We start from the raw sequence: 25,407 nt of genomic DNA, 5'->3' as shown, positions 1-25,407 counted from the left end.
AGGCAGATTGGCGCGCGGTCCCCGGCGGCAGATAGCCCGCCGGGGACCGGCCGGCCTACTTGACCGTTACGTAGGGCGTGCCGAACCACTTGGCCCAGTTCGCCTCCATCTTGCCGGAGGAGAGGTAGCCATAGAGCCAGGTGTTGATGAGCTGTTGCAGCCCGTACTGGCCACTGCCGACAGCCCACACCACCCGCACCGGCGTCTTGGGCTCGTCGCCGATGGCGCGCAGCGGGTATTGCGGATTCTCCTTCAGGAAGCGCTCGGTCGAGGTGGTGGAATCCCACCAGGCATCGATCCGTTTGGTCGCGACGTCGGTGACGATCGCCAGCTCGCTATCGGCGAGATAGGACTTGGTGGTCGCCTGGGTCAGGAAGCGCTTGGAAAACTCCTCCGGCACCGTGCCCGCCTTTACGCCGACCGTCTTGCCGGCGACGTCGAGCTCGGCATAGCTCTTGAGCGGGGAATCCTTGTGCACGAAGGCCGTGGTGGTCTCATAGGCGAAGGGATCCGAGAACAGCACGACCTTGGCGCGCTTGGGGGTCGCGAACAGCGACGCGCCGATGATGTCGCATTTGTCCGTCTGCAGGTTCTGGATCAGCGTCGACCACGAGGCATCGACATCGACCAGTTCGACCTCCATGGCCGCCGCGAGATCGACCGCCATGTCCTTGGTCAGCCCCTCCCATTTGCCGGTGGTCGGGTTCTTGAACGTCCAGGGATTGTCCTCGGCAAAGCACACCCGCAGCTTGCCGGAAGAGTCGATCTTGGAGATGGCGTCGTCGGCCGCCATCGCTGAGGTTGCCATCGCCAGGCCCACAGCCAGCGACAGCGCATGCACCACCCGCGTCAACATCATAGCCCAGTTCCCTTTTTCCACTGGCCACGCATCGAAGGCGCCGGAGAGGGCCGAGAGGATCGCCGGTCTCGCTTTGGCACTTCAATGGCATACCATACGACGCCGATGATACACAGGCCGCGATCCTGTGCATGCCCATAATCTCGGCAGCTCCAGCCGCGAAATGGGCAGGACCGAAGCGGGACTTCGACAGTGATTTCAGGACTGGACAGCGGGCACGCGGATAATGCAGCCTCCGCAGACGGCCCTCAAAAGGTCATCAATTCCAACAAGTCACCAAGGACACGCATTTGACGGAGGACTCCGCATCCCGTCGCCTCGCCCACAGTGCTTACCGGCAACTGGAAGACATGATCTTCTCCGGCAAGCTGCGTGGCGGTGACGTTGTTATTGAACGCCGACTTGCCGAGATGCTCAATATATCACGCACGCCGCTACGAGACGCCCTGTTGATGCTTGAAGGCGAGGGCCTGTTGAAGCGGCGGGGCGCGCGCTATCTCGAAGTCAGCGAGATGACCGTGCCGGAGTTCATGCAGATACTGAACATCCGCCGGCTCCTCGAACCGGAGGCCGCTCGGCTGTGCATCGGCAGGATCGACCCGATGCTTCTGGCCGATCTGCGCGACCGGCTCAGGCGGTTGGCGGCCGCAACCGGCGAGAACCAGCCGGTCAGCGACCCCGATGAATCAGTCCTCATCGACAAGCTGGTCCATGAAAGCATCGCCGACGCATCCGGCAACCCTTTGATGTCGAACATTATTCGCGACCTGCGGCGCCGCACTCGCATCTTTGACCTCGGCCGGATGACCGACCGCGTTTCGGCAGCATGCCAGGAGCATATCGATATCGTCGTCGCCATTGAAATCGGCGATCCGCACGCCGCCGCCGCTGCCATGGCGCGCCATATCGACAATTTCAAAGCCGCCATCATCCAGCATCTGTCGTCATTCTAGCCGGTCCGCGGCGCCGCTTCAGCTTGGTATACCGAGGCGAGGCCCCACCCGGACGACCCGCGTTTGAGCCAACACCTCAGATGCCACTTGCAATGGCATTCCTTTTGCATTTTTTTGGCATACCAAACAAAAGCTTTGACGGTTTTAAAATACCGTCACGGCCCGTCCCAAGCCATATCGCGCGCCCGCGCGAGAACGGCGCCCGCCGGCGTGACCATGGAGATGCCCGATGAACACTGCGCTTGCCTCGATCCCGCAGGGCGTGGAAGCCGCCTTTCCCCAAGCGGAATTCGCCGCCCGACTGGCCGCGCTGCGCGACATGCTCAAGGAACGGGGCGCCGACCTTTATCTCACCACCCAGCCCGAAAACATCTTCTACCTCAGCGGCCAGCAGAGCCCGGGCTATTACGTCATGCAGTGCCTGTGCGTGCCGGCGGAGGGGCCGGAATTCCTCATCATCCGTAGCTTGGAAAGCTACAATGCCCGCGCCAACACCTATCTGGAGGACATCGAGACCTACGCCGACGGCGTTCCCGCCGGCCTCGCCCTCGGCGAAAGCCTGAAGCGGCGCGGCTTCACCGGGCGCACCATCCTCGCCGACAAGAGCGCCTGGTTCCTCACCGTGCAGATCTACGAGGCCCTGACGTCGGCGATCGGCCCGACCGGGGACGGCTCCGGGCTGGTTGAACTGCTGCGCCGCGTCAAATCACCGGCCGAACTCGCCTGCATCGACGAAAGCGCGCGCATCACCGATGCGGGCATGCGCGAGGGTTTGGCGGTGGTTGCGGCCGGGGTGAGCGAGAATGACATCGCCGCGCGTGTCATGGCGGGAATGATCGCAGCCGGCTCGGAATATGTCGGAATGGAACCGTTCGTGACCTCGGGCCCGCGCGGAGGCCTGCCCCATTCCACCTGGCGCCGCCGCCGCATCGAGCCGGGTGATATCGGCATCATCGAGAATGCGTCCAGCTACAACCGCTACCATGTCGGGCTGTTTCGCACCTTCTCGATCGGTGCGCCCTCCGCTCTGGCCGCGGACCAGTACGCGACCTGCATGGAGGCGCTCGATAAAGGCCTCGCCGCCTGCGCGCCCGGCGTGCCGTGTTCACATGTCCATGAAGTGGTGGAGGGGATCATCCAGCGCGCAGGGTTCGGCGACGGATTCCGAAAGCGCGCCGGCTATAGCGAGGGCATCGCGTTCGCGCCCGACTGGGGCGAGGGCAATGTGCTCAGCCTCAATCGCGGCGTGGAAACCCCGCTGGCGCCGGGCATGGTGTTCCATGTGCCGGTCACGCTGCGCGCCTATTATCAGCACACAGTGGCGGTGAGCGAGACCGTGGTCATCACCGAAGACGGCCATCGCACCGTCAGCACCGTGTCTCGCGACATGGTGATCGTCTGAACCGCCGGCCTCCGACGGCCGGTGTTCAGGAGAAAGTCCAGATCAGGAGGCGCGCGCGGCTATGGCGGGGCGCGCCTTCTTCTTCTCGCCGGCGGCAGCGGCCTTGGGCTTGGCCTTGGCGGGGGCCACCGGCACCGCTACCTCGGCCGCCTCGCGCGCCAGGCGCTCCTGCCTGAGCCGTGCGAGCTTGGCGTCGCGATGCGCGGCCTCGTGCTCGATCATCGACATGGCGATGCGCGAGACCGTGTCCGCCTTGCTTTCCGCCTTGGTGAGGCTGGGCTTGAAATTCGTATCTCGAGTGACAGTCGTCATCTAACAGCGTCTCCCTCGAATGAAAAAAGGCCGGGTTACCCCGGCCTCTCCCATGTCTCAACAGTCAATGCCAGTACATCCGTGGTCAAAGACCGGAGACAATTCCTCACGCGGCCTTGAGGTTAGCCGCCGACTGCTTGCCGGTGCGACGATCGGCTTCGATCTCGAAGGAGATCTTCTGCCCATCGTTCAGGCCGGTAAGGCCAGCGCGCTCGACCGCCGAGATGTGGACGAACACGTCCGAACCGCCATTGTCAGGCTGAATGAAGCCGTAGCCCTTCTGCCCATTAAACCACTTCACAGTACCTGTCGCCATAACGAAATCCTTTTCAGCCGACATAGAGATCCGATCACCCGCAAGATGCGAGTGTCATATTTGAGATCGATTTGAGAGGAAGTTCGCTAGGGCGCAAGTTGCGCGAAACAAAGTTCAACGTGCAGATCGATGCTTAACGTTAGCGCAAAACACCGCCGGGCGCAAGCCCTAGGCCGGCTTAGTCTCGGATGCGCCTGCCGGCGACATCGGTGACGGACGCCGTTCGACCACCTTCTTCTTCGGAGCCGCGAGCAACCCTTCCCGTACCGCCTGCTTCCGCGCCAGTTTGCGCGCACGGCGAACAGCTTCGGCAGCTTCGCGATTACGACGTTCCGAAGGCTTCTCGTAAGAGCGGCGGGCCTTCATCTCCCGAAACACGCCCTCGCGCTGCATCTTCTTCTTCAGAACCCTGAGGGCTTGGTCAACGTTGTTGTCCCTTACCAGTACCTGCAATTCCTGTCCGATCACATGCAGCCGATGCTGCTGGTTGGCTTCGCCTCCATTGGCGTAGCCCCTTATATGGGGTGCGGAGCGCAAATGGAAAGGCGGAAGTGGCCGCCGGCCATTTCAGGGCTGCGCGCTGGAGCGTTCCGGCGGCCTGAAACCGCCCGCCCGACGCGCTCGCGGGAACCACGCTAGCGGGCGTGTTGGCAAAGAAACATACCTACGTATAGACGCCGCGTTTCGCAAAGCTGCTAGCCTCGCGCATCGTTCGCTTTCCCGGCAGCCGGCCGTGAAAACCAGCCCCGGATGACCCGCAACCTATGCGTCGACACCTGCTTTCCGCGGCGCGGCTCTCCGTGTCGTCGACATCCTCCTCGCCGCTGGCGCCCACGCTGGCGCTGGTGCTGGGCGCGGGCATCTTTCTCGTCGACACGCTGACCCCGCTGGATATGGCGGTGGCCGTGCTCTATGTCGCGGTGGTGATGCTGCTGGCGGACCGGCTGTCGCGCCCGGGCATCCTGCTGGTTGGCGCCGCCTGCATCGCGCTCACCCTCATCAGCTTCCTCGTCACTCACCACGTTCCCGACGACCCGGAAGCGGCGCTGCGCGCGCTGGTCAGCCTCTCGGCGATCGCGGTCGCGACCGTGCTGTCGCTGCGGAATCGGCAGTCCAACGAATCACTGCGGAGCCAGGCGGCATTGCTCGACCTCACGCATGATGCCGTGCTGGTGCGCAATGCCGAGGACATCATCCTGTACTGGAATCGTGGCGCCGAGGAACTCTATGGCTGGAGCGCCGCCGAGGCAGTGGGGCGCAAGACGTCAGAGCTGCTTCAGACCACGTTCCCGGTGTCGCGCGAGGCGGCACAGGCGCAGTTGCTCGACGAGGCCCGGTGGGAGGGCGAGTTACGGCACACCCGCAAGGATGGCTCGCATCTGGTGGTCTCCAGCCGCTGGTCGCTGCGCCATGACGAGCGCGGCCTGCCCGCGGCGGCGATGGAGACCAATAATGACATTACCGCCCGTAAGCGCTCGGAAGATGCGCTGCACAGGGCCCATTCCGAACTGGCCCATGTAACCCGCGTGGCGACGCTGGGCCAACTCACCGCCTCCATCGCCCATGAGGTGAACCAGCCGCTGGCTGCGGTAGTGACTAATGGCGAAGCGTGCCTGCGCTGGCTGCGCCGGCCCGAGCCCGATGTCCCCGAGGCCGTCGCGACAGTCGAACGGATGATCGCCAATGGCCGACGAGCCAGCGAGGTTATCGCGCGGTTGCGCGCGCTGGCCCGCGGCGACGATCCCGAGCACATGCCGCTTCACCTCGACGAGACGGTAGAAGAGGCGCTCATGCTGATGGACTGGGAGCGCACCCGCAACGGCGTCGTGCTCGCCCTGGACATGCCTGCCGGCCTGCCGCAGGTAATCGGCGACAAGGTTCAACTGCAGCAGGTGATCATCAATCTGGTTATGAACGCGGTTCAGGCCATGGAGCACAGCCCCGCGCCGCGCATCCTCACCGTCCGCGCGGGCGTGGAGCATGGCCTGGCGCAGGCCATGGTGCAGCTTGAAGTCTCCGACACCGGGGACGGCATAGCACCGGAGCAGTTGGCAAAACTGTTCGAGCCGTTCCACAGCACGAAGCCTAACGGAATGGGGCTGGGCCTTTCCATCAGCCGGTCTATCATCGAGGCGCATGCAGGCCGCATCCAGGCTGAACCCGGCGTGGAGCGCGGCATGACCTTCCTCCTTGCCCTGCCCGCCGTTAAGGAAACGACATCGTGACAGTGCCCGCCACGCCGCGCCGCAGCGAAACCGCCACCGCCGAGCCCGTCGTCATCGTGGTCGACGACGACGCTGCGCTGCGCGAGGCGCTTTCGAGCCTGTTCCGATCGATCGGCCTCAAGGTGCAGCTCTTCGGCACGGCAGCCGAACTGATGGCGGCGGTGCTGCCGGACGCGCCGCGCTGCCTGGTGCTCGACATCCGCCTGCCCGGTGTCAGCGGGCTCGACTTCCAGTCCCAGCTCGCCCGCTCCGGCCTCAACATGCCGGTGATCTTCATGACCGGCTATGGCGATATTCCCATGACCGTGCGCGCCATGAAGGCCGGCGCGGTCGACTTCCTCACCAAGCCGTTCCGGGATCAGGACATTCTCGATGCGGTTTCCACCGCCATCGAACAGGACCGCGTGCGGCGCGCGGCGGACAGGGCCGCTTCAGGCGTGCAGGACGCCTACCAGTCGCTGACCCCGCGCGAGAAGGAAGTCATGGCTCTTGTGACCTCCGGTCTGATGAACAAGCAGGTCGCGGCAGCGGTAAACCTGAGCGAGATCACCGTGAAGATTCATCGCGGCCATGTCATGCGCAAGATGGGCGCGCGCTCGCTCGCCGACCTCGTGCGCATGGCCGAGCTTCTCGGCCTTGAGGCACCGAAAAGATAGGCACTGCAAACCTAGATATAATTCCAGCGCGGCGGGCCGGGGTCTATAGATCGCGAAGACAAAACGTATTGCCGGACAATATTCCGGCCGGTTCAAAGGATTTTTCATCGTGCGCCAGCCCGCGATGGTTGCGATCATCGACGATGACGAGCAGGTTCGGACCGCCACCGCAAGCTTGGTGCGTTCACTCGGCCTTGCGGCCAGCACCTTCGCCTCGGCCGAGGACTTCCTCAACTCGCCGCGCCGCCCCGACGCGGCCTGCGTCATTACCGACGTGCAGATGCCCGGGATGAGCGGCATCGAACTTCAGGAGGCGTTGCGCGCGGACGGTCATCGCACCCCGCTCATTTTCATCACCGCCTTTCCTGAGGAGCGCGTGCGCCGACAGGCGGCGGCGGGCGGCGCCATCGGCTTCCTCGCCAAGCCGTTCGACGGCACCGAGATGATCGCCTGCCTCGACCACGCGCTCGGCGGTATCGCCTGAGCGGGCGCCAGCTTCTTCCAGTGCATGCAAGGATTTAAGCCGGCGCGGCGACAGGCCCCGCCGGCTTTTTTTGCGCGTGAGCGCGGCGGAAAAAGGCTGGCCTCACACTCATGTATGAGCCGGCCAACCCTAGGGCCAATAGGTTTCGGCGGGGGTCAGGTCTAGCTTCCGACCTGTCAGATGCACCCGGCACGGCGGCCGGCTCGCACTTCCCCCACGAGCCGGCCGCCCGCCATTCTTCCCAGGAGAGCCGCCATGAGCACCCCCGCCACCCGCCGCACCGCGCCGCTGCGCACCCCCACCGATCTCGGCGCCGACGCCACACGCGACATCGCCGCCGCGCTCACCGGCCTGCTGGCCGACATGTTCGCGCTTTACCTGAAGACCAAGAATTTCCACTGGCACCTGTCCGGTCCGCATTTCCGCGACTACCACCTGATGCTCGACGAGCAGGGCGACCAGATCTTCGCAACCACCGATGCCATCGCCGAGCGCGCCCGCAAGGTCGGGGGCACCACGCTGCGTTCGATCGGGCATATCTCCCGGCTGCAGCGCATCGCCGACAATGACGCCGATTATGTCACCGCCAGCGACATGCTGGCCGAACTCGCCGAGGATAACCGTGCGCTCGCCGGCTTCCTGCGCGCTGCCCATGGCGTGTGCGAGGAATATGGCGATGTCGCCTCCACCAGCCTGATCGAGGTGTGGATCGACGAAACCGAACGCCGGGCGTGGTTCCTCTACGAGTGCACCCGCTCCAACCATTGACCGGCCGCGGCCCGCGCCGCTCCAGCGGAGACGTCATGATGTCCGACACACCCCACCCGCCGGCCTCCGGCCCTCTCGAAGCCGGGCGCCCCGCGCCCGCCTTCACCTTGCCGGCGACGCCGGACCAGCAGCTCGCGCTGGCCGACCTGCGCGGAAAGCCGGTGATCCTCGCCTTCTATCCGGCGGACTGGAGCCCGGTCTGCGGTGATCAGATGGTGCTCTACAACGAAGTGCTGCCGGAGTTTCACCGCTATGGCGCACAGCTGGTCGGCATCTCGACCGACGGCGTGTGGTGCCACGCCGCCTTTGCCGGCGAGCGCCGCCTGCATTTCCCTCTGCTGTCCGATTTCGAACCCAAGGGAGCGGTCGCCCGCGCCTATGGCGTCTATCGGGAGCATGACGGCACATCGGAGCGCGCACTGTTCGTCATCGACGGCGAGGGCATCATCCGCTGGAGCTATCTCTCTCCGCTCGGCCTCAATCCCGGCGCCGACGGCATACTCGACGCGCTGGACGCCCTCGCCGGCGCACCACAGCAGGGAGCCAGGTCATGAAGATGCTCACACCCCCGGTCGGCCCCGAGGACCATATGCAAGGTCCCGAGGATGCACCGGTCACGCTGGTCGAATATGGCGATTATGAATGCCCCTATTGCGGGGAGATGTATCCCGTCATCAAGGCGCTCCAGCAGGCCATGGACGACCGGCTGCGCTTCGTCTTCCGCAACTTCCCGCTCACCGGCGCCCATCCCCATGCCGGCCATGCGGCGCAGTTCTCGGAAGCCGCCGCCGCCATCGGCCGGTTCTGGGAGGCGCACGACCTGCTGTATGAACACCAGGACGCGCTCGACGATGCCAGCCTCGCAAGCTATGCGCAGGCGCTCGGGATCGACCCTGCCGATCTGGAGGCGGCCTTTGACGGCCGGTTTGACGCACGGATTCGCGTCGATTTCAGCGGCGGCCTGCGCAGCGGCGTGAACGGCACGCCCTCGTTGTTCATCAATGGGCGGCGCTATGACGGAGCTCATGAGCCGGAAGCCCTGCTCGACGCACTGGAACTGGCCGCCGCCGTGGCTGGCTAGAAACGCACCGGCGACCTATCGCGCACGATATGGGGGTGACTAACGACGCCACTTCTGTCTGTTTATGCGCGCCGAGATCAGGTCGGACCACAGCCGGAAGTGCCTCCCATGCGCAGACAAGCCGCCCCGGGCCCAAGGGCCCTTGCCTATCGCTACGCCGCCGCGACGACGCTCGCGGCGGCGGTGTTCGCCGTCGACGCCTTCACCCATCTGGGCAGCGCGGTGGCTGTGCTCTATGTCCTCGTGCTGATCATCGTGGCCGACATCGCGTCGCGTCACGCCATCCAGGCCTTCGCCGTCGGCTGCGTCGGGCTCACCCTCTTCGCGTTCGTCTATGGCCACGGCGTCGATGTCATGGTCGAGCCGGGGTTGCGGCTGCTGTTCAGCCTGTCGGCGATCCTCGCCACCACGGTCATCGTGCTGCAGCGTCACGCCGACCGGCTCACGGTGGAATCGCAGGCCGAACTGCTCGACGTCACCAGCGACGCCATCTACCTCTCCGACGCCATCGGCCGGATCGCCTACTGGAACAAGGGCGCGGAAACCCTCTATGGCTGGTCTTTCGATGAGGCCTGGGGTGCCAACGCCCACGCCCTGCTCGCCACACGCTTTCCCGAGCCCCGCGACGCGATCGCAGCGACGCTACGCCAAACGGGCGAATGGCAGGGCGAGCTGACGCAGCGCACGCGCGCGGGCCAGACGCTCTACCTGTTCAGCCGCTGGCGCCGACGCCCCGATGGCACGGAAGGCGGCGGCACCACGCTGGAGACCAATACCGACATTACCGCGCGCAGGCAGGCCGACGAGGCACTCAAGGACAGCGAGCGGCGCTACCGCACCATCTTCGAGACGCTGGCGGTGGCAATCTGGGAACACGATCTGCGGCCGGTAAAGGAGGCCCTCGACGCGCTGCGGGCAGAGGGCGTGACCGATCTGGCCATGTATCTGGCGCAGAACCCGGATTTCGTGACGCGGACGCGCTCCCTCATCCGCGTCACCGACGTCAACGGTACCGCGCTCAAGCTGATGGGCGTTGCCACCAAAGAGGATTTCTTCACCCGCCTCGACGACTTCCTTCCCGAGGACGACCCGACCTTCCCGGCCTTCCTGCTGGCGCTCAACCGCAATGTCGAAAGCCACACCGCCGAGACCACGATCCGGACGCGGCAGGGTGAGTTGCTGCGGGTAATCGTCGCCTTCAACTTCCCGCCCGGCGCCCCGCTCGACCGGGTTCAGGCGAGCGTGCTCAACATCACCGAACGGGTGAAGGCGCAGGAGGCACTCCAGCACACGCGCAGCCAACTCGACCATGCCCTGCGCGCCGCCATGCTCGGCGAGGTCTCGGCCTCGATCGCCCACGAGATCAATCAGCCTCTCGCCGCCATTACCGCCCACGCCGCCGCCGGCCAGCGCTGGCTCAACCGGCCGGAGCCCGACCTCGACGAAGTGCGCGCCTCGCTCGCGCAGGCTGGGGCGGCAGCAACACGCGCCTCCGAAGTGGTGCGCCGCGTGCGTACGCTGATGACGCAGGTCGAGCCGGAAAAGACCCTGCTTCCAGTCAATGCGGTGGTGGAGGAAGCGCTGCACCTGCTGCGCAACGAAATGGCGGCGCAGGGCATCGTGCTCGCCGCCGCGCTCGGCGCCGAGGATAGCCGGATCGAGGTCGACCGCATCCTGCTGCAGCAGGTGCTGATCAACCTGATGGCGAATGCCATGCAGGCGATGCAGGCGACGCCTCCCGGGGCCCGCCGCCTCGGTGTGCGCACACACGCGGTGCCGGACGAGGTGATCATCGAGGTGTGCGACACCGGGCCGGGCTTCTCCGAACAGGTGGCGCAGAAGGCATTCGAGCCGTTCTTCACCACCAAGGCGCAGGGCATGGGCCTCGGCCTCGCCATGTGCCGCACCATCGTCACCGCCCATGGCGGGGAGATCGCCATCGCCGCGCCGGAGCAAGGGATGGGCGGCAAACTCCGCCTCAGCCTGCCCGCCGTCCCCGCAGCCGAGAGCTGACGGCTGACGGCTGACGATCCGGCGTTACCATACCGCACCGCTGCGGAAGGCAATTCATTCCCGCAACACCCGCTGCGCGCGTCGAGGCATAGTGGCGTCGTGGCGCGGGGGCGCGCCTTTCGAGGAAGCGATGCCGCCATGCTGGACACGACACCCGACACCCAACGCGCCAGCGCGACGCCGGTGATCCCGACCACACCAGCCACGCCGCCGGCGCCTTCGCTCGGCGCCAGCCTGCGCCGGCTGCTCGTGCCGCTCGCGGCCATCGCCGTGCTTGGCGTGCTGCTCGTCTACAGCAATGCCCACTGGGCGAACTGGATGAGCGAGAGCGCGCTGCAATCCACCGACGACGCCTATGTCGAAGCCGATGTCTCGATGCTGAGCGCCCGGGTGTCCGGCAATGTGCTGAAAGTGCTGGTCGACGACTATCAGAGCGTCAAGGCCGGTCAGCCTTTGGTGGAGATCGACCCTGCCGGCTATCAGGCCGCGGTCGACGGCGCACAGGCGTCGGTCGAGGGCGCCCGCGCCGCTCTCGCAAATCTGGGCAATCAGGAAGAATTGCAGCGCGCGCTGGTCACGCAGGCCGAAGCGGCGCTTGCCTCGGCGGCCGCGGTCGAGACGGAGATGAAGGAGGAGTTCGGCCGCCAGAAAGCGCTGGTGGATGGCGGCATCGCCGGGACCGAACAGCGGCTCCAGCAGGCCACCGCCAATCTCGCCAAGGCCAACGCCGATGTCGCCGCCGCTCGGGCGGCGATCGAAGCTCAACGGCGCCAGCTCGACGTGCTGACCGGCCAGGAGGGAACGCTGCGCGCCGCGCTCGACGGCGCGATCGCCAACCTGAAGACCGCGTCGCTGCAACTCGGCTACACCACCGTCAGCGCCCCCTTCGACGGCATCGTCAGCACCCGTCTCGTCCAGCCGGCCGACTATGTGAATGTCGGCACCAGCCTGATCGCGGTGGTGCCGATCCCCGATGTCTATGTCATAGCCAATTTCAAGGAGACCCAGCTCACCCATGTCGCGCCGGGGCAGCCGGTCGACGTCACGGTCGACACTTTCCCCGGCCAGACGCTGCGTGGGCGGGTGGAGCGCATCTCGCCGGCGAGCGGAGCGGTATTCGCCCTGCTGCCGCCCGATAACGCAACCGGAAATTTCACCAAGGTGGTGCAGCGCATTCCGGTGCGGATCGCGATCGAGCCCGGGCAGGCTCTGACCGGAAAGCTGCGCGCCGGCATGTCGGTGGAAGCGCAGATCCATGTCGACCGGAACGAATGAGCCATGGCCAACGCAACTCCGCTCCCGGCATCCGCCGCCTCGGCGCCAGCCCAGTCCGCGCCCTGCCCCCGCCCGGTCTATGCAGCGGCGGCGGTGCTGCTCGGCTCCTTCCTCGTCGGCTTCGACACCCGCCTGTTCTCGATCGGCCTGCCGGACCTGCGCGGCGCGTTCGGGATCAGCTTCGACCAAGGAGCCTGGCTGTCCACCATCGCCACCGCCCCGCAGATATTCATCGCGCCGGCCGTGGCGTGGCTGGCCGCCACTTTCGGGGTCGGGCGCGTGCTGTTCTGGCCGAGCCTTGCCTATGCCCTGCTTTCGCTGGCGATTCCCTTCGCGCGGGGCTGGGAGCTGATCGTGCTGCTGCACGGCCTGCGTGGCCTGCTGCTCGGCGTGTTCATCCCCGCGACCATCATGATCATCTTCCGCAATCTGCCGATCCGCTGGTGGATTCCGGCGCTGGCCATCTACGCCTTCCGCCTCGCCTTCTCGCAGAGCGCGGGCGTCGCCATCGTCGGCTTCTACGAGCAATATATGAGCTGGCAGTGGGTGTACTGGCAGGACGTGCTGCTGGCTCCGGTGATCGGCATCCTCGTGCGCCTCGGCACCCCGCATGAGAACGTCGATTTCGGGCTGCTGGAGCGGGCGGACTGGGGCGGCATGGCGCTGCTCGGCAGCGGCTGGGCGCTCATCTATGTCGCCGTCGACCAGGGCAACCGGCTGGACTGGCTGCAATCCGGGCTCGTCCTCACCTTGCTGGTCGCCGGTGTCATCCTCGTCGCCGGATTTTCACTGAACGAACTGCTGGTGCGCGTGCCTTGGGCGAGCCACAAGGTCATCGCCTCGCGCAACATCATCGGCGCCTTCATCGTCATCCTGTGTTTCAACGTCGCCAGCCTCTCCAACAGCATGCTGATCCCGGGCTTCCTGTCCTCCGTCGCCGGACTGCGGCCTGAGGAGAGTGGATGGCCGATCTTTGTCGGCACCGGGCTGCCATTGCTCGCGGTTATGCCGCTGGCGGTGGTGATGATCCGTCTGTTCGACGCCCGGCTCACCATGCTCATCGGCTTCCTCGCTTTCGCGGTGGCCGCGCGCATGGGAACCGGCATCACCCACGAATGGACGGGCTGGAGCTTCCTGCCGCTTCTGCTGATCCAGTCGGTCGGCCAAGGCTTCACCTTCCTCGCCGCCGTGGTCTACATCCTGTCCAATTCCGATCCCAAGACCGCGACCGCCATCGCCGCCTATGTGCAGGTGCTGCGGCTGGGCGGGGCGGAAATCTCCATCAGCCTGATGGCGACGCTGCTGCGCATGCGCGAGCAACTGCATTCCTACCTGCTCGGCCTGCACGTCACGGCTTCGGACACCGCCCATGCTCTGGCCGGCTTCGCCGCGCCCTTCGCCGGGGCGGGCGGCTCGGCGCACCTCACTCAGGCGCGGGGCGTCGCGGCGCTGGCGGCCACGGTGAGCCGCGAGGCCAATGTGCTTGCCTATATCGATGCCTTCCAGGTCAGCTACTGGGGCGCGCTGGCAGGTCTCCTGATGGTGGCGCTGCTCGGCGCGGCCCCGCGCGGGCCGCTCTCTCCCCGCTACTAGGCGCCGCGAGGTGCTGGCGGGCATACCAAGGTATGTAGCCATCACACTCATCATATAGCTGCCGAAACCCACGTAGAATGGGAGCCGGCCCCCACCCCGAATAATCTTTCATCATCGCTAGTCGATGGATGAAACGGGGAACGGCCAGAGAGAATACGGGGACGCCGCCGAAAACACTTCGGCACCGATGTCGCCCTCTCCGGCCCGCGCCCATCCAGAGGCTTACTTTCGCTCCGAGGATGATGGGGTATCGGCCATGTCGCTTCATGTCACGCCGCCTTCCGCTGGTTTCACCTCTGCCGCCAACGCCACCCTGCCGCCCAGCGACGCTGCGCGGAACGCGCTCTCGATGCGCCTCGACCATATGGGCGTCGTGCTCGCGATCGGCCCTGCCGCAACCGCCCGCCGCCAGGCGACCGAAGACGATGTGCCGGTCATTCATCTCCAGGTCGGCGCCTCCAGCCTCGACCGCTCTCCCCTGTTCGATGACGCCGCCGCGTCCTCCCGGGGCAAAGCCGATCCGGATCCGGTGATCGACCGGCTTTCGCGTGCCCTCGACGCCGCCGAAAGCAGCGATCGTGAATTTGGCGGGCTCTATGCCGACGCGCTGCGCCTTGCCATCGTCACCCGCGTGCTGAGCGGGCACGATGCGCAAGCTCGCCGGCTCGAGGAACCGGAAACGGTCACCGCCCCGCGCCGCCCCAAATCCGGCCTGCCGAAATGGCGCCTCAAGCGTGTCGTCTCCTATATCGACGAGAACCTTTCGGAGAGCGTCACCCTCGCCGGCATGGCCGCCGCTGCCGGGCTCAGCCGCATGCATTTCGCCGCGCAGTTCCGCGTCGCCACCGGTCTGCGGCCGCATGAATTCCTGCTGCGCCGCCGGGTGGAGCGTGCCCAGGCGATGATGACGGAAACCCGTGACTCACTGGTCGAGATCGCGCTGGCCGTCGGCTTCCAGACCCAGGCGCATTTCACCACCGTGTTCCGCCGCTTCGTCGGCGACACGCCGTACCAGTGGCGCAGCGCCAACCGCGCACATCACTGACCCCGCGTCGACCGACCGGAGGGAGTTCGGGTCATGACCGGCGTTTTCCTGGCAGTGCATGCGCCACCGATCTTCGCCGGCCTCGCCGCCTTCTGCATCATGGTCTACATCTTCGCGGACGGGCTCGATCTCGGCGTCGGCATCCTGTTTGCCGGCGTGCCACGCGCTGCGGACCGCGGTGAGATGATCGCCAGCATCGAACCGGTGCTGGACGGCAACGAGATCTGGCTGGCGGCGGGCGGCGCTCTGCTGTTCTCCACATTCCCGGCCGGCTATTACATGCTCATGCCGGCTGTTGCCCTGCCGATTGCCGCGATGCTGGCCGCGCTGGTGCTTCGCGGTGCCGCCCTCGGCATGCGCCGCCGCTCGGTACGGATGCGCCCCATGTGGGATGCCGCCTTCGCGATCGGCTCGATCCTCGCCGTGCTGTGCCAAGGTCTTCTGCTCGGTGGATTGATCGCGGCTGTGTCAGACGCAGGCGGCCCGCCGACGGAGAGCGCCCTGGGCCTCGTGACACCGCTCGGCATGATCTGCGCCTTGGGCCTTGTCGGCGGCTACGGACTGACCGGCGCGGGCTGGCTGGTGTGGAAGACGGACGGCAACACCGCGCGTCGTGCCCGCTGCGTCGCTCGTCCCCTGCTGGTCCTCACGGGCGCAATGCTGCTGCTGGCCGGGTTGTGGGCGCTGTGGAGCCTGCCGGACACCACGAGACTCACCACGGGGCTCACGAGCGTCGCGCTGCTGGTGGTACTCACAACGATCGGGCGCGCCCTCGCCACGAGCGGCGGCCCTCGCCTCTTCGTCAGGGCGTCGTCACTGTTTGCATTCGGCCTGGTCGGCCTGGCGGCCCTGCTCTGGCGCGGGCTCATGCCTCTCGACGTGCAACTGTGGGACAGCGTCGCGGACTCCCATGCGCTCGGCCTCGTCATGACGGGACTGACCATCGCGCTGCCGCTGGTTCTGGCCCATCAGATCCATGCATTCCGCGCGTTCCGTGGTCGTGGCACTGTCCTCCGCCGCCGTGCCGGAGCAGCGCACCGATGAGCCCTGGATTCGACGTCGCGCTGATCTTGATACTTGCCGGGTTGATCGTGCTGTTCGTCGGCGCAACCATACTGGTCCAGCTCGCCGCGCCGCGCGGCTGGATGGTCGGCGCCTATGTCCTGCTCGACGCCGCGCTGATCGGCTCCGGCCTCGTGCTGCTGCCCTTCACCGGCTAGCGGATCAGTGCCGCCGGGAAGCGCCCGGCGCTCAGCGGATGAACTCGATCGTGTCCAGCGCGATGAGTTGGCTGCCCTGGTAATTATTGTCGTGCAGCCGGCACAGCATGAAGCGGTCGGCGACCTCGATCGGCCCATAGGCGGTAACGGTGTCACCGCTGCGGAGCTTGATGGTGAGGGCGTGCTTGCGGTCGTCCTTGGCGACCTCCCGAAGGAGGTCGCAGATGGTGCGATCGGTCGTGCAGATGTTCATGGCGTTTCTCCCGCGCAGTCCCAGCCGCTTTGCTGAACGATCCGGAGGGCCGAATCTGCGGCTTATTCTGGACATCAACCTGCCGGGAACTATCCGGTTCCCTACCGAGTTCGGCAAGATTTTTGTCGCAAGCCCTTCTATGGGCGAGACTTTCCGCAGCGGAAGACGTCAGCCCGCGATACGCCGTGCCCGGCGCTTACGCAGGACCGCAATGCTGATCAGGGCAATCACGATGATGGCCATCGAGAAAACGGTGGTCACCGTGCCGAGCGCGTAGAGCACCGGCGTCGTGACGTTGGTGGTCATGCCGTAAATCTCCAGCGGCAGCGTGTTGAACGAGCCGGAGGTCATCAGCGTGCGGGCAAACTCGTCATAGGACAGGGTGAAACCGAACAGGCCGACGCCGATCAGGCTCGGCAGGATGATCGGCAACACCACATGGGCGAAGGTTTGCCAAGGCGTGGCGCCGAGGTCTCGCGCGGCCTCCTCATAGGCCGGGTTGAAGCGGTTGAACACGGCAAACATGATCAACAGGCCGAAGGGCAGCGTCCAGGTGAGTTGCGCGCCGAACGCCGAGGAGTACCAGGCCGGTTCCAGCCCGAACACCTGAAAGGCGAGGCCGATGCCGAGTGAGATCAGGATGGACGGCACGATCAGGCTGGCGATGGTGAGATAGAACAGCGGTCCGGCGCCGAGGAACCGGCGACGGAAGGCCAGCCCCGCCAGCAGCGACACCACCATAGTGGTGATCATGCACATGATCCCGAGAATGAACGAGCGCAGGAACGCGCCGCCAAAGTCGCCCACCGCCTGCTGCTCGAACAGGAGGTTCTCGAACCAGCGCAGCGAGGTCCCGTTCATCGGGAAGGTAAGACCGCCATTCGGCCCCTGGAACGACAGGATGAAGATCGTCGACAGCGGGCCGTAGAGGAACAGCACGAACAGGACGAAGAACACGGAGAGGACCCAGAAGCCGGGGCCGCGGCGCTCATGGTGCATCGGGCGGCTCCCTCTAGAGTTCCTTGCGGATATTGACGATGCGCAGGATGCCGCCGACCAGCAGCAGCACGATGATCAGCAGGATCACCGCATTGGCCGCCGCCGCCGGGTATTGCAGCAGCGCGATCTGGTTCGCCATCATCAGCCCCACCGAGGCCGACTGGCCGCCGGACATGAAGCGCACGGTGATGAAATCGCCCATCACCAGCGTCACCACGAAGATCGAGCCGATGGCGATGCCGGGCTTGGCGAGCGGGATGATGACGTTGATCAGGATCTGCCAGGCATTGGCGCCGGCATCGCGCGCGGCCTCGATCAGCGAGCGATCGATGCGCATCAGCGTGTTGAATATCGGCGTCACCATAAACAGCGTGTAGAGGTGCACCATGGCGAGCACGACCGCGAAGTCCGAGAACAGCAGGAATTCCAGCGGCGTATCGATCAGCCCCATCGACATCATCGACTGGTTCAGCAGCCCGTTGCGCCCGAGGAACGGGATCCAAGAGATCATGCGAATGATGTTCGAGGTCAGGAACGGGATGGTGCAGACGAGGAAGAGCACCATCTGCGTGGTCGCCGAGCGGATGTGGAAGGCAAGATAATAGGCCACCCAGAACCCGACCAGCAGCGTGATCGCCCAAACGATGACGGTGTATTTCAGCGTGTTGATATAGGTGTTCCAGGTCACCGGCGAGGTGATCGTCTCCTCGTAATTGGTGAAGACGAAGGCCGGGAATATCTGGATCGAATCATAGTCCCAGAAGCTCACCATCACGATGGTGGCGATGGGCAGCACCAGGAAGGCGAACAGGATCGCCGTCAGCGGGCCGGCCTGTAGATAGGGCGCGAGGCGTGAGAGCGTCATGCTGGGCTTCCTGATCGACCACGACATTCATCAGCATCCTTCGAAGCCCGGGCCAGGCCCGGGGCACCTCCGCATGACGTCGCTTCCCAGCGACCCATCATTCCGAGGCGCAGTGCCTGCACGCGTTGAAGCGCGCAGGCACCTGCCTTCCACCCGAAGGAGGGCGTCCTCACGCCGCGATGAACTCGTTCCAGCGGCGGACCATGTAGCGGTCCTCGTCCATCACCGAGTTCCAGCACGCGACAGCGCCCATGCGCTCCTTGAAGGAGCCGCCGTCGCGCACTGCGCCGGCCGTGTACATCACCTTGCCTTCCGGCGAGAGAATGTCGGTCTTGGCCGGCTGGCCGAGCATCCAGAACGCCCACTCGTCCGGGGTCATGTTCTTCTCGGCGGTGGAGAGCACGGCCGAGTAGTAACCCTGGCGGTTCAGATAGGCGCCGACCCAGCCGGAGAGATACCAGTTGATGTACTCATAGGCCGCGTCGAGCTGTGCGCCCTTGAGGTGCTTGGCGATGCCGAGGCCGCCGCCCCAGGCGCGATAGCCTTCCTCAAGCGGCTGGTAGACGCAGGGAATCCCCTTGGAGCGCACCGCCGCCACCGCCGGCGACCACATGGACTGGATGACGACCTCGCCCGAGGCCATCAGGTTCACGCTTTCATCGAAGGTCTTCCAGAAGGCGCGGAACTGACCGGCCTTCTTGGTCTTGATGAGGAAATCGATCGTGGTGTCGATCTCCGCCTTGGTCATGTTGCCCTTGTCGCCATATTTGATGATGCCGGCGCTCTCGCAGATCATCGCCGCGTCCATGATACCGATGGACGGGATGTTCAGGATCGAGGTCTTGCCCTTGAAGGCAGGATCGAGAATGTCCTTCCAGTTCTTGATCGGACGGCCGACCAGATCGGGGCGGATGCCGAGCGTGTCGGCGTTGTAGATGGTCGGGATAAGGGTCATCCACTGGGTCGGCGCGGCGGCGAACTTCTTAGAGTCCGGGCCTTCGACGAAGCCGACCGTGTTCGGGGCCGTACCCTGCGCGATCTTGGAGTCGGGAGTCAGCTTGCCGGTGGTGAAGATCGGAACGATGTCGTCGTAATACTTGATCTTCTTCACGTCCATCGGCTGCAGCGTGCCGGCGGGGAACACCTTCTTGCAGATCCAGTATTCGATGTCGGCGATGTCGAACGAGTTGGCCTGTGTCACCACGCGCTGCGACACGGCGTCGGAATCGAGCGCGGTCATCTGCAGCGTGATGCCGAGGTCCGCCTTGCACTTCTCGGCGATGGCGTTGAGGTTCGACACGCCGGTGCCGAACTGGCGCAGCGTGATCGGGTTCTGCGCCCAGATGGTCGGGAAGCCGGTGACGACACCCGCGCCGGCAGCGAGGCCCGCAGCGCCGGCAGCGCCCTTCAGCAGGCTGCGCCGGCTGACGCCCTTCGTGCTGCCCTTCAGTTCCGTGATCTTCGTGGTCATGTGTCTCTCCCGAGAGCTAAGGCGGCCGGAATCGTTGCTGCGTCAGGCCGAAGGCGAGGCTTGGAGAATGTGGACGTCCTGCGACGTCCAGGCGAGCGGCACCGCGTCGCCCACGGCGAGCGGAGCCTCGAAGAAAGCGGTTTCCGGCACCTGCACGGAGAACTCGTCGACGCCGGGCGCAGCGAGCGCTATCTGCACCTTCTGCCCGTGATATTCGATGTTCTGGACGAGGCCGGTCAGACCGAAACCGGGCGGCGCATCACCGGCCAGCTTCACGCGGTCGGTGCGCACGGCGATCTCCACCGGGGCGCCGGGCTCAAGCCCAGGCTCGGCCGGGGCGCGGAACGAGGCGCCGCCGGGCACCTCGAAGGTCATGGTGTCGTCGGCAATACCGGTCACGCGGCCGGCGATCACATTGTGGTCGCCCATGAAGCGCGCGACGAAGGCGGTGGCGGGGCGGTTGAACACCTCGCGCGGGGTCGCCGCCTGCTCGATGCGCCCGCCATTCATCACCACCACGAGGTCGGACAGCGCCATCGCCTCCTCCTGGCTGTGGGTGACGTGGATGAAGGAGATGCCGAGCTGAAGCTGCAGCTTCTTCAGCTCCTGGCGCACCTTGATCTTCAGGAACGGGTCGAGCGCGGAGAGCGGCTCGTCGAGCAGCAGCGCCTGGGGATCGGTGATCAGCGCGCGGGCCAGCGCGACGCGCTGCTGCTGGCCACCCGAGAGCTGTGCGGGGCGGCGCTCGGCCAGATGGTCCATCTGGACCAGCTTCAGCATTTCCATCGCCTTGGTGCGGCGCACCGCCTTGTCGACGCCCTTCATCTTCAGGCTGAACGCCACATTGTCGACGATGTCGAGATGGGGGAACAGCGCGTAGCTCTGGAACATCATCGCTGTGCCGCGCTTGGCGGGCGGCAGGTCGGTGACCACCGCCGGCCCGAGCCGGACGTCGCCTTCGCTGATGGTCTCATGCCCGGCGATCATCCGTAGGGTGGTGGTTTTTCCGCAGCCCGAGGGGCCGAGAAGGCAGCAATAGGTGCCGGCGGGGATCTTCAGCGTAACGGCATCGACGGCCAAGGCCGCGCCATAGCGCTTGGTGACCTGGACCAGCTCGATATCAGCGCCTTTGCTCATGCCTCGCACAGCTCCCGATGTGATGCCGCCATGCTCTCGCAAGGGGTATGCCAACCCGGCACGGGTGCCGGCCACGTCCGCCAATCGGCGAATCCTGTGCGCGGGCCCGCGAAAAATCGTTGCCAACGCCATCGCCGCGCCCATCAAATGAGCAACCACGCTCAATTGATACGCATATCGGATACAATTCCGTGGAAAATCGTATCCAATACCGCGAGGCTGTTATCCCTTTGTCCGAATTTGCCGGACGGACATTGAGCCCGAGCGCCAAATGCCGCACGTTGGCGCCGACGATGCGGCCATAGAAGCCGCAGACCCCATCCTTCAGTCCATCCATGACCCGGGAGGTCGCCTATGCTCCGCTCCGTTCTCGCCGCCACACTGTCCGCAGCGGTCCTGTTCGCACCCGGCCTCGCCACGGCCCAGGACTTCCCGAGCCGTCCCGTCACTCTGGTGATTCCCTTCGCCGCCGGCGGCTCCACCGATCTGGTCGGGCGGCTGATCGCCGAGCGCATGAGCCAGGAACTCGGCCAGCCCGTGGTGGTTGAGAATCGCGGCGGCGCCGGCGGCACGCTCGGCACGGCAGCCGTCGCCAAGGCGACGCCGGACGGTTATACCATGCTGATGGGCACGGTATCGACCCATGCGCTGAACCAGGCGCTCTACAAGAACCTGCCTTATGATCCCGACAAGAGCTTCGCTCCGGTCTCGCTGCTGGTGGTGGTGCCTAACGTGCTGGTCGTAAACCCCGAATTTCCCGCCAAGACCGTTCAGGAACTGATCGACATTCTCAAGGCCAACCCTGACAAGTACAGCTACGCGTCGTCGGGCAACGGCACTCCGCTGCATCTGTCCGGCGAGTTGTTCAACAGCATGGCCGGTGTCGACATGCAGCACATCCCCTACAAGGGCGCCGGCCCGGCGCTGGTCGACGTGCTCGGCAACCAGGTGCCGATCATGTTCGACAACCTGCCCTCCTCCTCCGACCACATCAAAAGCGGCAAGCTGCGCGCGCTCGGCGTGACCACCAAGGAACGCGCACCGTCCTTCCCGGACGTGCCTGCGATCGCAGAGACCATTCCGGGCTATGAGACCTACACCTGGAACGCGCTGTTCGCCCCCGCCGGCACGCCGCCGGAAGTGGTGGCCAAGCTCAATGCCGCGGCCAACAATGCGCTGAAGGACCCCAAGGTGCAGGCGCGCCTCGCCGATTTCAGTGCCACGGTCGTCGGCTCGACGCCGGAGGAACTTGGCGAGCATGTGAAGAAGGAAGTGGCCAAGTGGGCACCGATCGTAAAGGCGACCGGCGCGCAGATGGACTGAGGCCTCCTAGCTCCCACGCAGCGGAATCACGGCCGGGCATGCTCCCGGCCGTTTTCATTCCGGCATCCGCAAGCCGCCCGAGACGGCGTCAGAACACGGTTCCGTCGGCGTCGATGGAGATCGGCGGACCGCCCGCGGGCGGGCGCTTCTCGGCAGCGATGCGCCGCCCCGCGCTCCAGGTGCCACCCTGCAGCATCTTGGCCAGCGGGAATTGCGCAGCGTCGAGTTCCAGCCGCTCGCGCACCAGCCCGGCGAGCCGATCCATGAGCGCGACGGTGAGTGCGCGCCACTCCACGACCATTTCCGACGAGACCGGGAATTTCCGCGCCGGATCGATCGGCGCACGCGGGACGATGGCGCCGAGATCGACCAGCAGACCACCATTGCGATACTCGGGAAGCGCGGTCAGATCGTCGAGATCGACCACCGCCAGTCCCGCCGCCTCGAACGGCTCCAGCAACGAATAAGTGAGCCATTGCGAGAGCTTATGGAACGGCACGATGCCGTTCGAGCGATCCGGCACGGTAATGGCGGGATGGCGCCCGGCATCGCCGAGCGAGAAGCCGTCGACGCTGAGGCCCGCCGGCCAGATCGGTGAGAGCCCGTCGAGCAGCAACTCCAGTATCTGCGCCGCGTGGAGACGGCCGACCTTCGCCTGTGGAGCCAAGGCATCGAACATGCCGCCCGGTCGTGCCGGATCGGTGCCGAACAGGTCCGGCCGCGCGGCCAGCGCCTTGCCCAGCCGCACCAGGAGTTCGGCGCGCCCGGCCAACCCGACCAGAGGGTTGTCGTCGTTCACCTGGAAAAAGCGGCCGAGCGTGGCCGGGTCGATGCGGATCAGAGCCGCCGCATCCACCCTCAGCGGATGCTGCGGATCGGAGGAAAAGCCGCCGGCCTCGAACATGCGCAGGCTTGCCACTGCCAGCCCTTCGGAACGTGTGACGGTCAGCCCGGTCTCCGCCTCATGAAAGCGCCACGCATCGCCCGCCCCCGCGTCGAGCAGGACGCTCACGACCGCGAGGTCGATCATGGTGCGCGCCGTTTCGGCCAGATCGGCGCGCATCTGCCCGCCGATCGGCGCCCAGCGGTCAACGCCGCCGGCGTCGAAGTGGCGCCAGCGGCTGTGATAGGGAATGTCGAGACCGGGATAGGCGAGCCTCGTCACCTCGCTCACAAAATCCGCCACCGTCTCCAGCGCCGCCTCGTCGATCGAGAAATGCGGCGAGCGGCCGGCGAGCGCATGGTCGAGCACCTGGTGACAGCGCGCGCGCACGGCGGAGGGAGAGCGCAGGGCGAGAAGCTCGGGCGGGGGCAGATCAGGCGGGATCATGCAATTTCTCTCCAGGCGCCGTCAGGACCGACCGGCATCGGCCCGGTCCGGGATGCCCGATAGGGGAAGACAACCAATCCCGGATCGCGGCGCGGCTCCGGGATCATGAGGGGCGGGGCGGGCGGATCGCCGCCAGCGCCGCGTGGGACGCCTCAGCGCTTGCGCACGAATTCGGTGCGCAGCACGAGGCCCTTGATGGCGTCGTGGCGGCAGTCGATCTCTTCCGGGTTGTCGGTGAGGCGGATCGAGCGGATGACCGTGCCCTGCTTCAGGGTCTGGCCGGCGCCCTTCACCTTGAGGTCCTTGATCAGGACCACCGAATCCCCGTCGGCGAGCAGATTGCCGGAGGCGTCGCGCACCGCGCTGGCGGCGGCCGCCTCGGCCGCAAGCTCCGAGGCGGGGCGCCACTCGCCCGTCGCCTCGTCATAAACGTAATCGTCGTCTGCCATGGTCTTCCTGTTTCCGGCCCGGCCTTAGTCTTTAAGGCCGCGCCCCTGCGTCGCGTCGTACTGGCTGTCGAAGCCGACGCCGTAATATCCGGCGGATACCTTCGCTTCCATCTCAACCCGCGCATCGAGGGGAATAAGGTCGGCCGGGATCGGCACACGCTCGATGACCTGAATGCCGGCGCGGTCCAGCGCGTTGAACTTCATGTCGCTCATCGAGGCGAAGCGGTCGATGCGGTCGACGCCGAGCCAGTGGAACACGTCCGGCATCAACTCCTGGAAGCGCATGTCCTGCACGCCGGCCACGCATTCGGTGCGCTTGAAATAGGTCTCGGGCAGGTCGCCACCCTCCTGCCGCTTGCGGGCATTGTAGACGAGGAACTTGGTGACCTCGCCCAGCGCCCGGCCTTCCTTGCGGTTATAGACCACGAGGCCGGTGCCGCCCTGCTGCGCCATCTCCACGCACATCTCGATGCCATGGGCGAGATAGGGCCGGCAGGTGCAGATGTCGGAGGAGAACACATCCGAGCCGTTGCACTCGTCATGGACGCGGCAGGCGAGCGGCGTCACGCCGTCGCCGATCTTCGACACGTCGCCGAACATGTAGAGCGTCATGCCGCCGATCGGGGGCAGGAACACCTTGAGGTCGCCCCGCGTCACCAGTTCCGGGAACATGCCGCCGGTGTGCTCGAACAGCGCGCGGCGCAGCGCGCCCTCGGTGACGCCGAAGCGCTCGGCGATGCCCGGCAGGTACCACACCGGATCGATCGCCGCCTTGGTGACGCGGACATCGCCCTTGGGGCCGATGATGTCGCCGTCAATCTTCAGCCGCCCGGCGCGGATGGCGTCGCGGATTTCCGGCATGTCGATATGGGCGCGGGTGATGGCGATGGAGGGCCGCACGTCGATGCCGGCCGCGATGGCGTCCGCGAACACCTCGCCGGTGACATGGCCCCATGGATCGAGCGACACGATCTTCTTCGGGTCGCCCCATTGCGGGTGCGGGCCGATGGCGTCGGACGGCGCGGTGTTGGTGAGGTCGGCCTTGAAATCGGCCGGCAGCGAGCCGGCGGCGATGGCCAGCGCCCGATAGACCGCATAGCCGCCGGCATGGGTGCCGATGGCATTGCGGTGCTTGGGGTCGGTCAGGGTCGCGACGATCGGCCCGCGCGCGGCGGGCGTGGGCGCCCCCCAGTCCAGCAGCGGCGCCGAACCGGACACGCCGGTCGAGGCGCCATGGGAGGTGAGGACGATGTGATTGCGGGAACGGCCGCCGGTGCCGGCATTGGCAGACATGTGTCGCTCGCTTCTCGCCCGGCCAGACAACTTCCGGCCGCCGGTGTTTCGGAAGCAATGAAGGAGAGCGCGATTTGGCGCGGCC

General features: G+C 65.9%; 27 protein-coding genes. 15 read left to right on the top strand and 12 right to left on the bottom strand.

Features of this window, described 5'->3' with window-relative positions:
* Positions 1 to 55 precede the first annotated feature (55 nt).
* Positions 56 to 859, bottom strand: a complete 804-nt coding sequence (locus tag MKI84_RS07980) for a substrate-binding periplasmic protein (RefSeq protein WP_241618268.1) — start codon at positions 857 to 859, stop codon at positions 56 to 58.
* Positions 860 to 1,149: 290 nt separating this feature from the next.
* Between MKI84_RS07980 and MKI84_RS07975 the strand changes: the two genes are divergently transcribed.
* Both MKI84_RS07975 and MKI84_RS07970 read left to right on the top strand, forming a co-directional pair.
* On the top strand, positions 1,150 to 1,812 hold the full coding sequence (locus MKI84_RS07975; RefSeq protein WP_241618265.1) for a GntR family transcriptional regulator: 663 nt from the start codon (positions 1,150 to 1,152) through the stop codon (positions 1,810 to 1,812).
* A 229-nt stretch (positions 1,813 to 2,041) separates the two neighbouring features.
* Positions 2,042 to 3,214: a M24 family metallopeptidase gene (locus MKI84_RS07970; RefSeq protein WP_241618263.1), complete on the top strand. Its 1,173-nt coding sequence runs from the start codon at positions 2,042 to 2,044 to the stop codon at positions 3,212 to 3,214.
* A 42-nt stretch (positions 3,215 to 3,256) separates the two neighbouring features.
* Here MKI84_RS07970 and MKI84_RS07965 read toward each other — a convergent pair whose 3' ends face one another.
* The 3 genes from MKI84_RS07965 to rpsU form a co-directional block, all read right to left on the bottom strand.
* Positions 3,257 to 3,526, bottom strand: a complete 270-nt coding sequence (locus MKI84_RS07965; protein WP_241618261.1) for a hypothetical protein — start codon at positions 3,524 to 3,526, stop codon at positions 3,257 to 3,259.
* A 106-nt stretch (positions 3,527 to 3,632) separates the two neighbouring features.
* Positions 3,633 to 3,842 (bottom strand): cold-shock protein, encoded by a 210-nt coding sequence (locus MKI84_RS07960; RefSeq protein ID WP_241618408.1) that lies wholly within the window; start codon positions 3,840 to 3,842, stop codon positions 3,633 to 3,635.
* A 168-nt stretch (positions 3,843 to 4,010) separates the two neighbouring features.
* Complete coding sequence (gene rpsU, locus MKI84_RS07955) at positions 4,011 to 4,295, bottom strand: 30S ribosomal protein S21 (RefSeq protein ID WP_241618406.1); 285 nt, start codon at positions 4,293 to 4,295, stop codon at positions 4,011 to 4,013.
* A 311-nt stretch (positions 4,296 to 4,606) separates the two neighbouring features.
* On the opposite strand from rpsU, the gene MKI84_RS07950 reads away from it, so the two are divergent.
* The 12 genes from MKI84_RS07950 (at position 4,607) to MKI84_RS07895 (ending at position 16,202) form a co-directional block, all read left to right on the top strand.
* A complete protein-coding gene (locus tag MKI84_RS07950; protein WP_241618259.1) occupies positions 4,607 to 6,067 on the top strand; it encodes a sensor histidine kinase in 1,461 nt (486 codons plus the stop codon).
* Positions 6,068 to 6,069: 2 nt separating this feature from the next.
* Positions 6,070 to 6,723 (top strand): response regulator transcription factor, encoded by a 654-nt coding sequence (locus MKI84_RS07945; protein ID WP_241618404.1) that lies wholly within the window; start codon positions 6,070 to 6,072, stop codon positions 6,721 to 6,723.
* 124 nt (positions 6,724 to 6,847) lie between these two features.
* Positions 6,848 to 7,207: a response regulator transcription factor gene (locus MKI84_RS07940; RefSeq protein ID WP_241618403.1), complete on the top strand. Its 360-nt coding sequence runs from the start codon at positions 6,848 to 6,850 to the stop codon at positions 7,205 to 7,207.
* A gap of 255 nt (positions 7,208 to 7,462) precedes the next feature.
* Positions 7,463 to 7,975, top strand: coding sequence for a Dps family protein (locus MKI84_RS07935; RefSeq protein ID WP_241618256.1), 513 nt, complete (start codon positions 7,463 to 7,465; stop codon positions 7,973 to 7,975).
* A gap of 38 nt (positions 7,976 to 8,013) precedes the next feature.
* A complete protein-coding gene (locus MKI84_RS07930; protein ID WP_241618254.1) occupies positions 8,014 to 8,529 on the top strand; it encodes a redoxin domain-containing protein in 516 nt (171 codons plus the stop codon).
* On the top strand, positions 8,526 to 9,056 hold the full coding sequence (locus tag MKI84_RS07925) for a DsbA family protein (protein ID WP_241618253.1): 531 nt from the start codon (positions 8,526 to 8,528) through the stop codon (positions 9,054 to 9,056). Before MKI84_RS07930 ends, MKI84_RS07925 begins: the two co-directional genes overlap by 4 nt.
* A 108-nt stretch (positions 9,057 to 9,164) precedes the next feature.
* Positions 9,165 to 11,069 (top strand): PAS domain-containing sensor histidine kinase, encoded by a 1,905-nt coding sequence (locus MKI84_RS07920; protein ID WP_241618252.1) that lies wholly within the window; start codon positions 9,165 to 9,167, stop codon positions 11,067 to 11,069.
* A gap of 138 nt (positions 11,070 to 11,207) precedes the next feature.
* On the top strand, positions 11,208 to 12,344 hold the full coding sequence (locus MKI84_RS07915; protein ID WP_241618251.1) for an HlyD family secretion protein: 1,137 nt from the start codon (positions 11,208 to 11,210) through the stop codon (positions 12,342 to 12,344).
* A 3-nt stretch (positions 12,345 to 12,347) separates the two neighbouring features.
* On the top strand, positions 12,348 to 13,937 hold the full coding sequence (locus MKI84_RS07910; RefSeq protein WP_241618249.1) for an MFS transporter: 1,590 nt from the start codon (positions 12,348 to 12,350) through the stop codon (positions 13,935 to 13,937).
* A gap of 256 nt (positions 13,938 to 14,193) precedes the next feature.
* Complete coding sequence (locus MKI84_RS07905; protein ID WP_241618246.1) at positions 14,194 to 14,982, top strand: helix-turn-helix domain-containing protein; 789 nt, start codon at positions 14,194 to 14,196, stop codon at positions 14,980 to 14,982.
* Positions 14,983 to 15,015: 33 nt separating this feature from the next.
* Positions 15,016 to 16,026, top strand: a complete 1,011-nt coding sequence (locus MKI84_RS07900) for a cytochrome d ubiquinol oxidase subunit II (RefSeq protein WP_241618244.1) — start codon at positions 15,016 to 15,018, stop codon at positions 16,024 to 16,026.
* On the top strand, positions 16,023 to 16,202 hold the full coding sequence (locus tag MKI84_RS07895; protein WP_241618241.1) for a hypothetical protein: 180 nt from the start codon (positions 16,023 to 16,025) through the stop codon (positions 16,200 to 16,202). Before MKI84_RS07900 ends, MKI84_RS07895 begins: the two co-directional genes overlap by 4 nt.
* Positions 16,203 to 16,233: 31 nt before the next feature.
* Here MKI84_RS07895 and MKI84_RS07890 read toward each other — a convergent pair whose 3' ends face one another.
* The 5 genes from MKI84_RS07890 to MKI84_RS07870 all read right to left on the bottom strand — a co-directional run bounded on the left by MKI84_RS07890 (position 16,234) and on the right by MKI84_RS07870 (position 20,927).
* Positions 16,234 to 16,455, bottom strand: a complete 222-nt coding sequence (locus MKI84_RS07890) for a hypothetical protein (RefSeq protein ID WP_241618240.1) — start codon at positions 16,453 to 16,455, stop codon at positions 16,234 to 16,236.
* A gap of 168 nt (positions 16,456 to 16,623) precedes the next feature.
* Complete coding sequence (locus MKI84_RS07885) at positions 16,624 to 17,454, bottom strand: ABC transporter permease (RefSeq protein ID WP_241618238.1); 831 nt, start codon at positions 17,452 to 17,454, stop codon at positions 16,624 to 16,626.
* 13 nt (positions 17,455 to 17,467) lie between these two features.
* Positions 17,468 to 18,319 (bottom strand): ABC transporter permease, encoded by an 852-nt coding sequence (locus MKI84_RS07880; RefSeq protein WP_241618236.1) that lies wholly within the window; start codon positions 18,317 to 18,319, stop codon positions 17,468 to 17,470.
* 169 nt (positions 18,320 to 18,488) lie between these two features.
* Positions 18,489 to 19,790 carry an ABC transporter substrate-binding protein gene (locus MKI84_RS07875; RefSeq protein WP_241618234.1) on the bottom strand — a complete coding sequence of 434 codons (1,302 nt, stop codon included), beginning with the start codon at positions 19,788 to 19,790 and terminating at the stop codon, positions 18,489 to 18,491.
* A gap of 42 nt (positions 19,791 to 19,832) precedes the next feature.
* A complete protein-coding gene (locus MKI84_RS07870; RefSeq protein ID WP_241618231.1) occupies positions 19,833 to 20,927 on the bottom strand; it encodes an ABC transporter ATP-binding protein in 1,095 nt (364 codons plus the stop codon).
* 354 nt (positions 20,928 to 21,281) lie between these two features.
* Here MKI84_RS07870 and MKI84_RS07865 point away from each other — a divergent pair, with 354 nt between their 5' ends.
* Complete coding sequence (locus MKI84_RS07865; RefSeq protein ID WP_241618229.1) at positions 21,282 to 22,250, top strand: Bug family tripartite tricarboxylate transporter substrate binding protein; 969 nt, start codon at positions 21,282 to 21,284, stop codon at positions 22,248 to 22,250.
* Between the two features lie 88 nt (positions 22,251 to 22,338).
* On the opposite strand, the gene MKI84_RS07860 is transcribed toward MKI84_RS07865, so the two are convergent.
* The 3 genes from MKI84_RS07860 to MKI84_RS07850 all read right to left on the bottom strand — a co-directional run bounded on the left by MKI84_RS07860 (position 22,339) and on the right by MKI84_RS07850 (position 25,322).
* Complete coding sequence (locus tag MKI84_RS07860; RefSeq protein WP_241618226.1) at positions 22,339 to 23,580, bottom strand: URC4/urg3 family protein; 1,242 nt, start codon at positions 23,578 to 23,580, stop codon at positions 22,339 to 22,341.
* Between the two features lie 152 nt (positions 23,581 to 23,732).
* Positions 23,733 to 24,029, bottom strand: coding sequence for an alkylphosphonate utilization protein (locus MKI84_RS07855; protein ID WP_241618224.1), 297 nt, complete (start codon positions 24,027 to 24,029; stop codon positions 23,733 to 23,735).
* A gap of 24 nt (positions 24,030 to 24,053) precedes the next feature.
* Complete coding sequence (locus MKI84_RS07850) at positions 24,054 to 25,322, bottom strand: GTP cyclohydrolase II (protein WP_241618222.1); 1,269 nt, start codon at positions 25,320 to 25,322, stop codon at positions 24,054 to 24,056.
* Between the last annotated feature and the right edge of the window lie 85 nt (positions 25,323 to 25,407).

This window comes from Ancylobacter gelatini (genome assembly GCF_022601675.1).
GTDB classification, from domain to species: Bacteria; Pseudomonadota; Alphaproteobacteria; order Rhizobiales; family Xanthobacteraceae; genus Ancylobacter; species Ancylobacter gelatini.
The sequence above is the reverse complement of the archived record's forward strand: the minus strand, read 5'-3'. Positions and strand labels throughout refer to the sequence as shown.

Excerpts from the sequence above, each read along its gene's own strand:
- MKI84_RS07980 (WP_241618268.1), bottom strand. The coding sequence starts at position 859 with ATGATGTTGACGCGGGTGGTGCATGCGCTGTCGCTGGCTGTGGGCCTG.
- MKI84_RS07970 (WP_241618263.1), top strand. The coding sequence starts at position 2,042 with ATGAACACTGCGCTTGCCTCGATCCCGCAGGGCGTGGAAGCCGCCTTT.
- MKI84_RS07965 (WP_241618261.1), bottom strand. The coding sequence starts at position 3,526 with ATGACGACTGTCACTCGAGATACGAATTTCAAGCCCAGCCTCACCAAG.
- MKI84_RS07960 (WP_241618408.1), bottom strand. The coding sequence starts at position 3,842 with ATGGCGACAGGTACTGTGAAGTGGTTTAATGGGCAGAAGGGCTACGGC.
- MKI84_RS07950 (WP_241618259.1), top strand. The coding sequence starts at position 4,607 with ATGCGTCGACACCTGCTTTCCGCGGCGCGGCTCTCCGTGTCGTCGACA.
- MKI84_RS07940 (WP_241618403.1), top strand. The coding sequence starts at position 6,848 with ATGGTTGCGATCATCGACGATGACGAGCAGGTTCGGACCGCCACCGCA.
- MKI84_RS07935 (WP_241618256.1), top strand. The coding sequence starts at position 7,463 with ATGAGCACCCCCGCCACCCGCCGCACCGCGCCGCTGCGCACCCCCACC.
- MKI84_RS07930 (WP_241618254.1), top strand. The coding sequence starts at position 8,014 with ATGTCCGACACACCCCACCCGCCGGCCTCCGGCCCTCTCGAAGCCGGG.
- MKI84_RS07925 (WP_241618253.1), top strand. The coding sequence starts at position 8,526 with ATGAAGATGCTCACACCCCCGGTCGGCCCCGAGGACCATATGCAAGGT.
- MKI84_RS07920 (WP_241618252.1), top strand. The coding sequence starts at position 9,165 with ATGCGCAGACAAGCCGCCCCGGGCCCAAGGGCCCTTGCCTATCGCTAC.
- MKI84_RS07915 (WP_241618251.1), top strand. The coding sequence starts at position 11,208 with ATGCTGGACACGACACCCGACACCCAACGCGCCAGCGCGACGCCGGTG.
- MKI84_RS07910 (WP_241618249.1), top strand. The coding sequence starts at position 12,348 with ATGGCCAACGCAACTCCGCTCCCGGCATCCGCCGCCTCGGCGCCAGCC.
- MKI84_RS07905 (WP_241618246.1), top strand. The coding sequence starts at position 14,194 with ATGTCGCTTCATGTCACGCCGCCTTCCGCTGGTTTCACCTCTGCCGCC.
- MKI84_RS07900 (WP_241618244.1), top strand. The coding sequence starts at position 15,016 with ATGACCGGCGTTTTCCTGGCAGTGCATGCGCCACCGATCTTCGCCGGC.
- MKI84_RS07895 (WP_241618241.1), top strand. The coding sequence starts at position 16,023 with ATGAGCCCTGGATTCGACGTCGCGCTGATCTTGATACTTGCCGGGTTG.
- MKI84_RS07890 (WP_241618240.1), bottom strand. The coding sequence starts at position 16,455 with ATGAACATCTGCACGACCGATCGCACCATCTGCGACCTCCTTCGGGAG.
- MKI84_RS07885 (WP_241618238.1), bottom strand. The coding sequence starts at position 17,454 with ATGCACCATGAGCGCCGCGGCCCCGGCTTCTGGGTCCTCTCCGTGTTC.
- MKI84_RS07880 (WP_241618236.1), bottom strand. The coding sequence starts at position 18,319 with ATGACGCTCTCACGCCTCGCGCCCTATCTACAGGCCGGCCCGCTGACG.
- MKI84_RS07875 (WP_241618234.1), bottom strand. The coding sequence starts at position 19,790 with ATGACCACGAAGATCACGGAACTGAAGGGCAGCACGAAGGGCGTCAGC.
- MKI84_RS07870 (WP_241618231.1), bottom strand. The coding sequence starts at position 20,927 with ATGAGCAAAGGCGCTGATATCGAGCTGGTCCAGGTCACCAAGCGCTAT.
- MKI84_RS07865 (WP_241618229.1), top strand. The coding sequence starts at position 21,282 with ATGCTCCGCTCCGTTCTCGCCGCCACACTGTCCGCAGCGGTCCTGTTC.
- MKI84_RS07860 (WP_241618226.1), bottom strand. The coding sequence starts at position 23,580 with ATGATCCCGCCTGATCTGCCCCCGCCCGAGCTTCTCGCCCTGCGCTCT.
- MKI84_RS07855 (WP_241618224.1), bottom strand. The coding sequence starts at position 24,029 with ATGGCAGACGACGATTACGTTTATGACGAGGCGACGGGCGAGTGGCGC.
- MKI84_RS07850 (WP_241618222.1), bottom strand. The coding sequence starts at position 25,322 with ATGTCTGCCAATGCCGGCACCGGCGGCCGTTCCCGCAATCACATCGTC.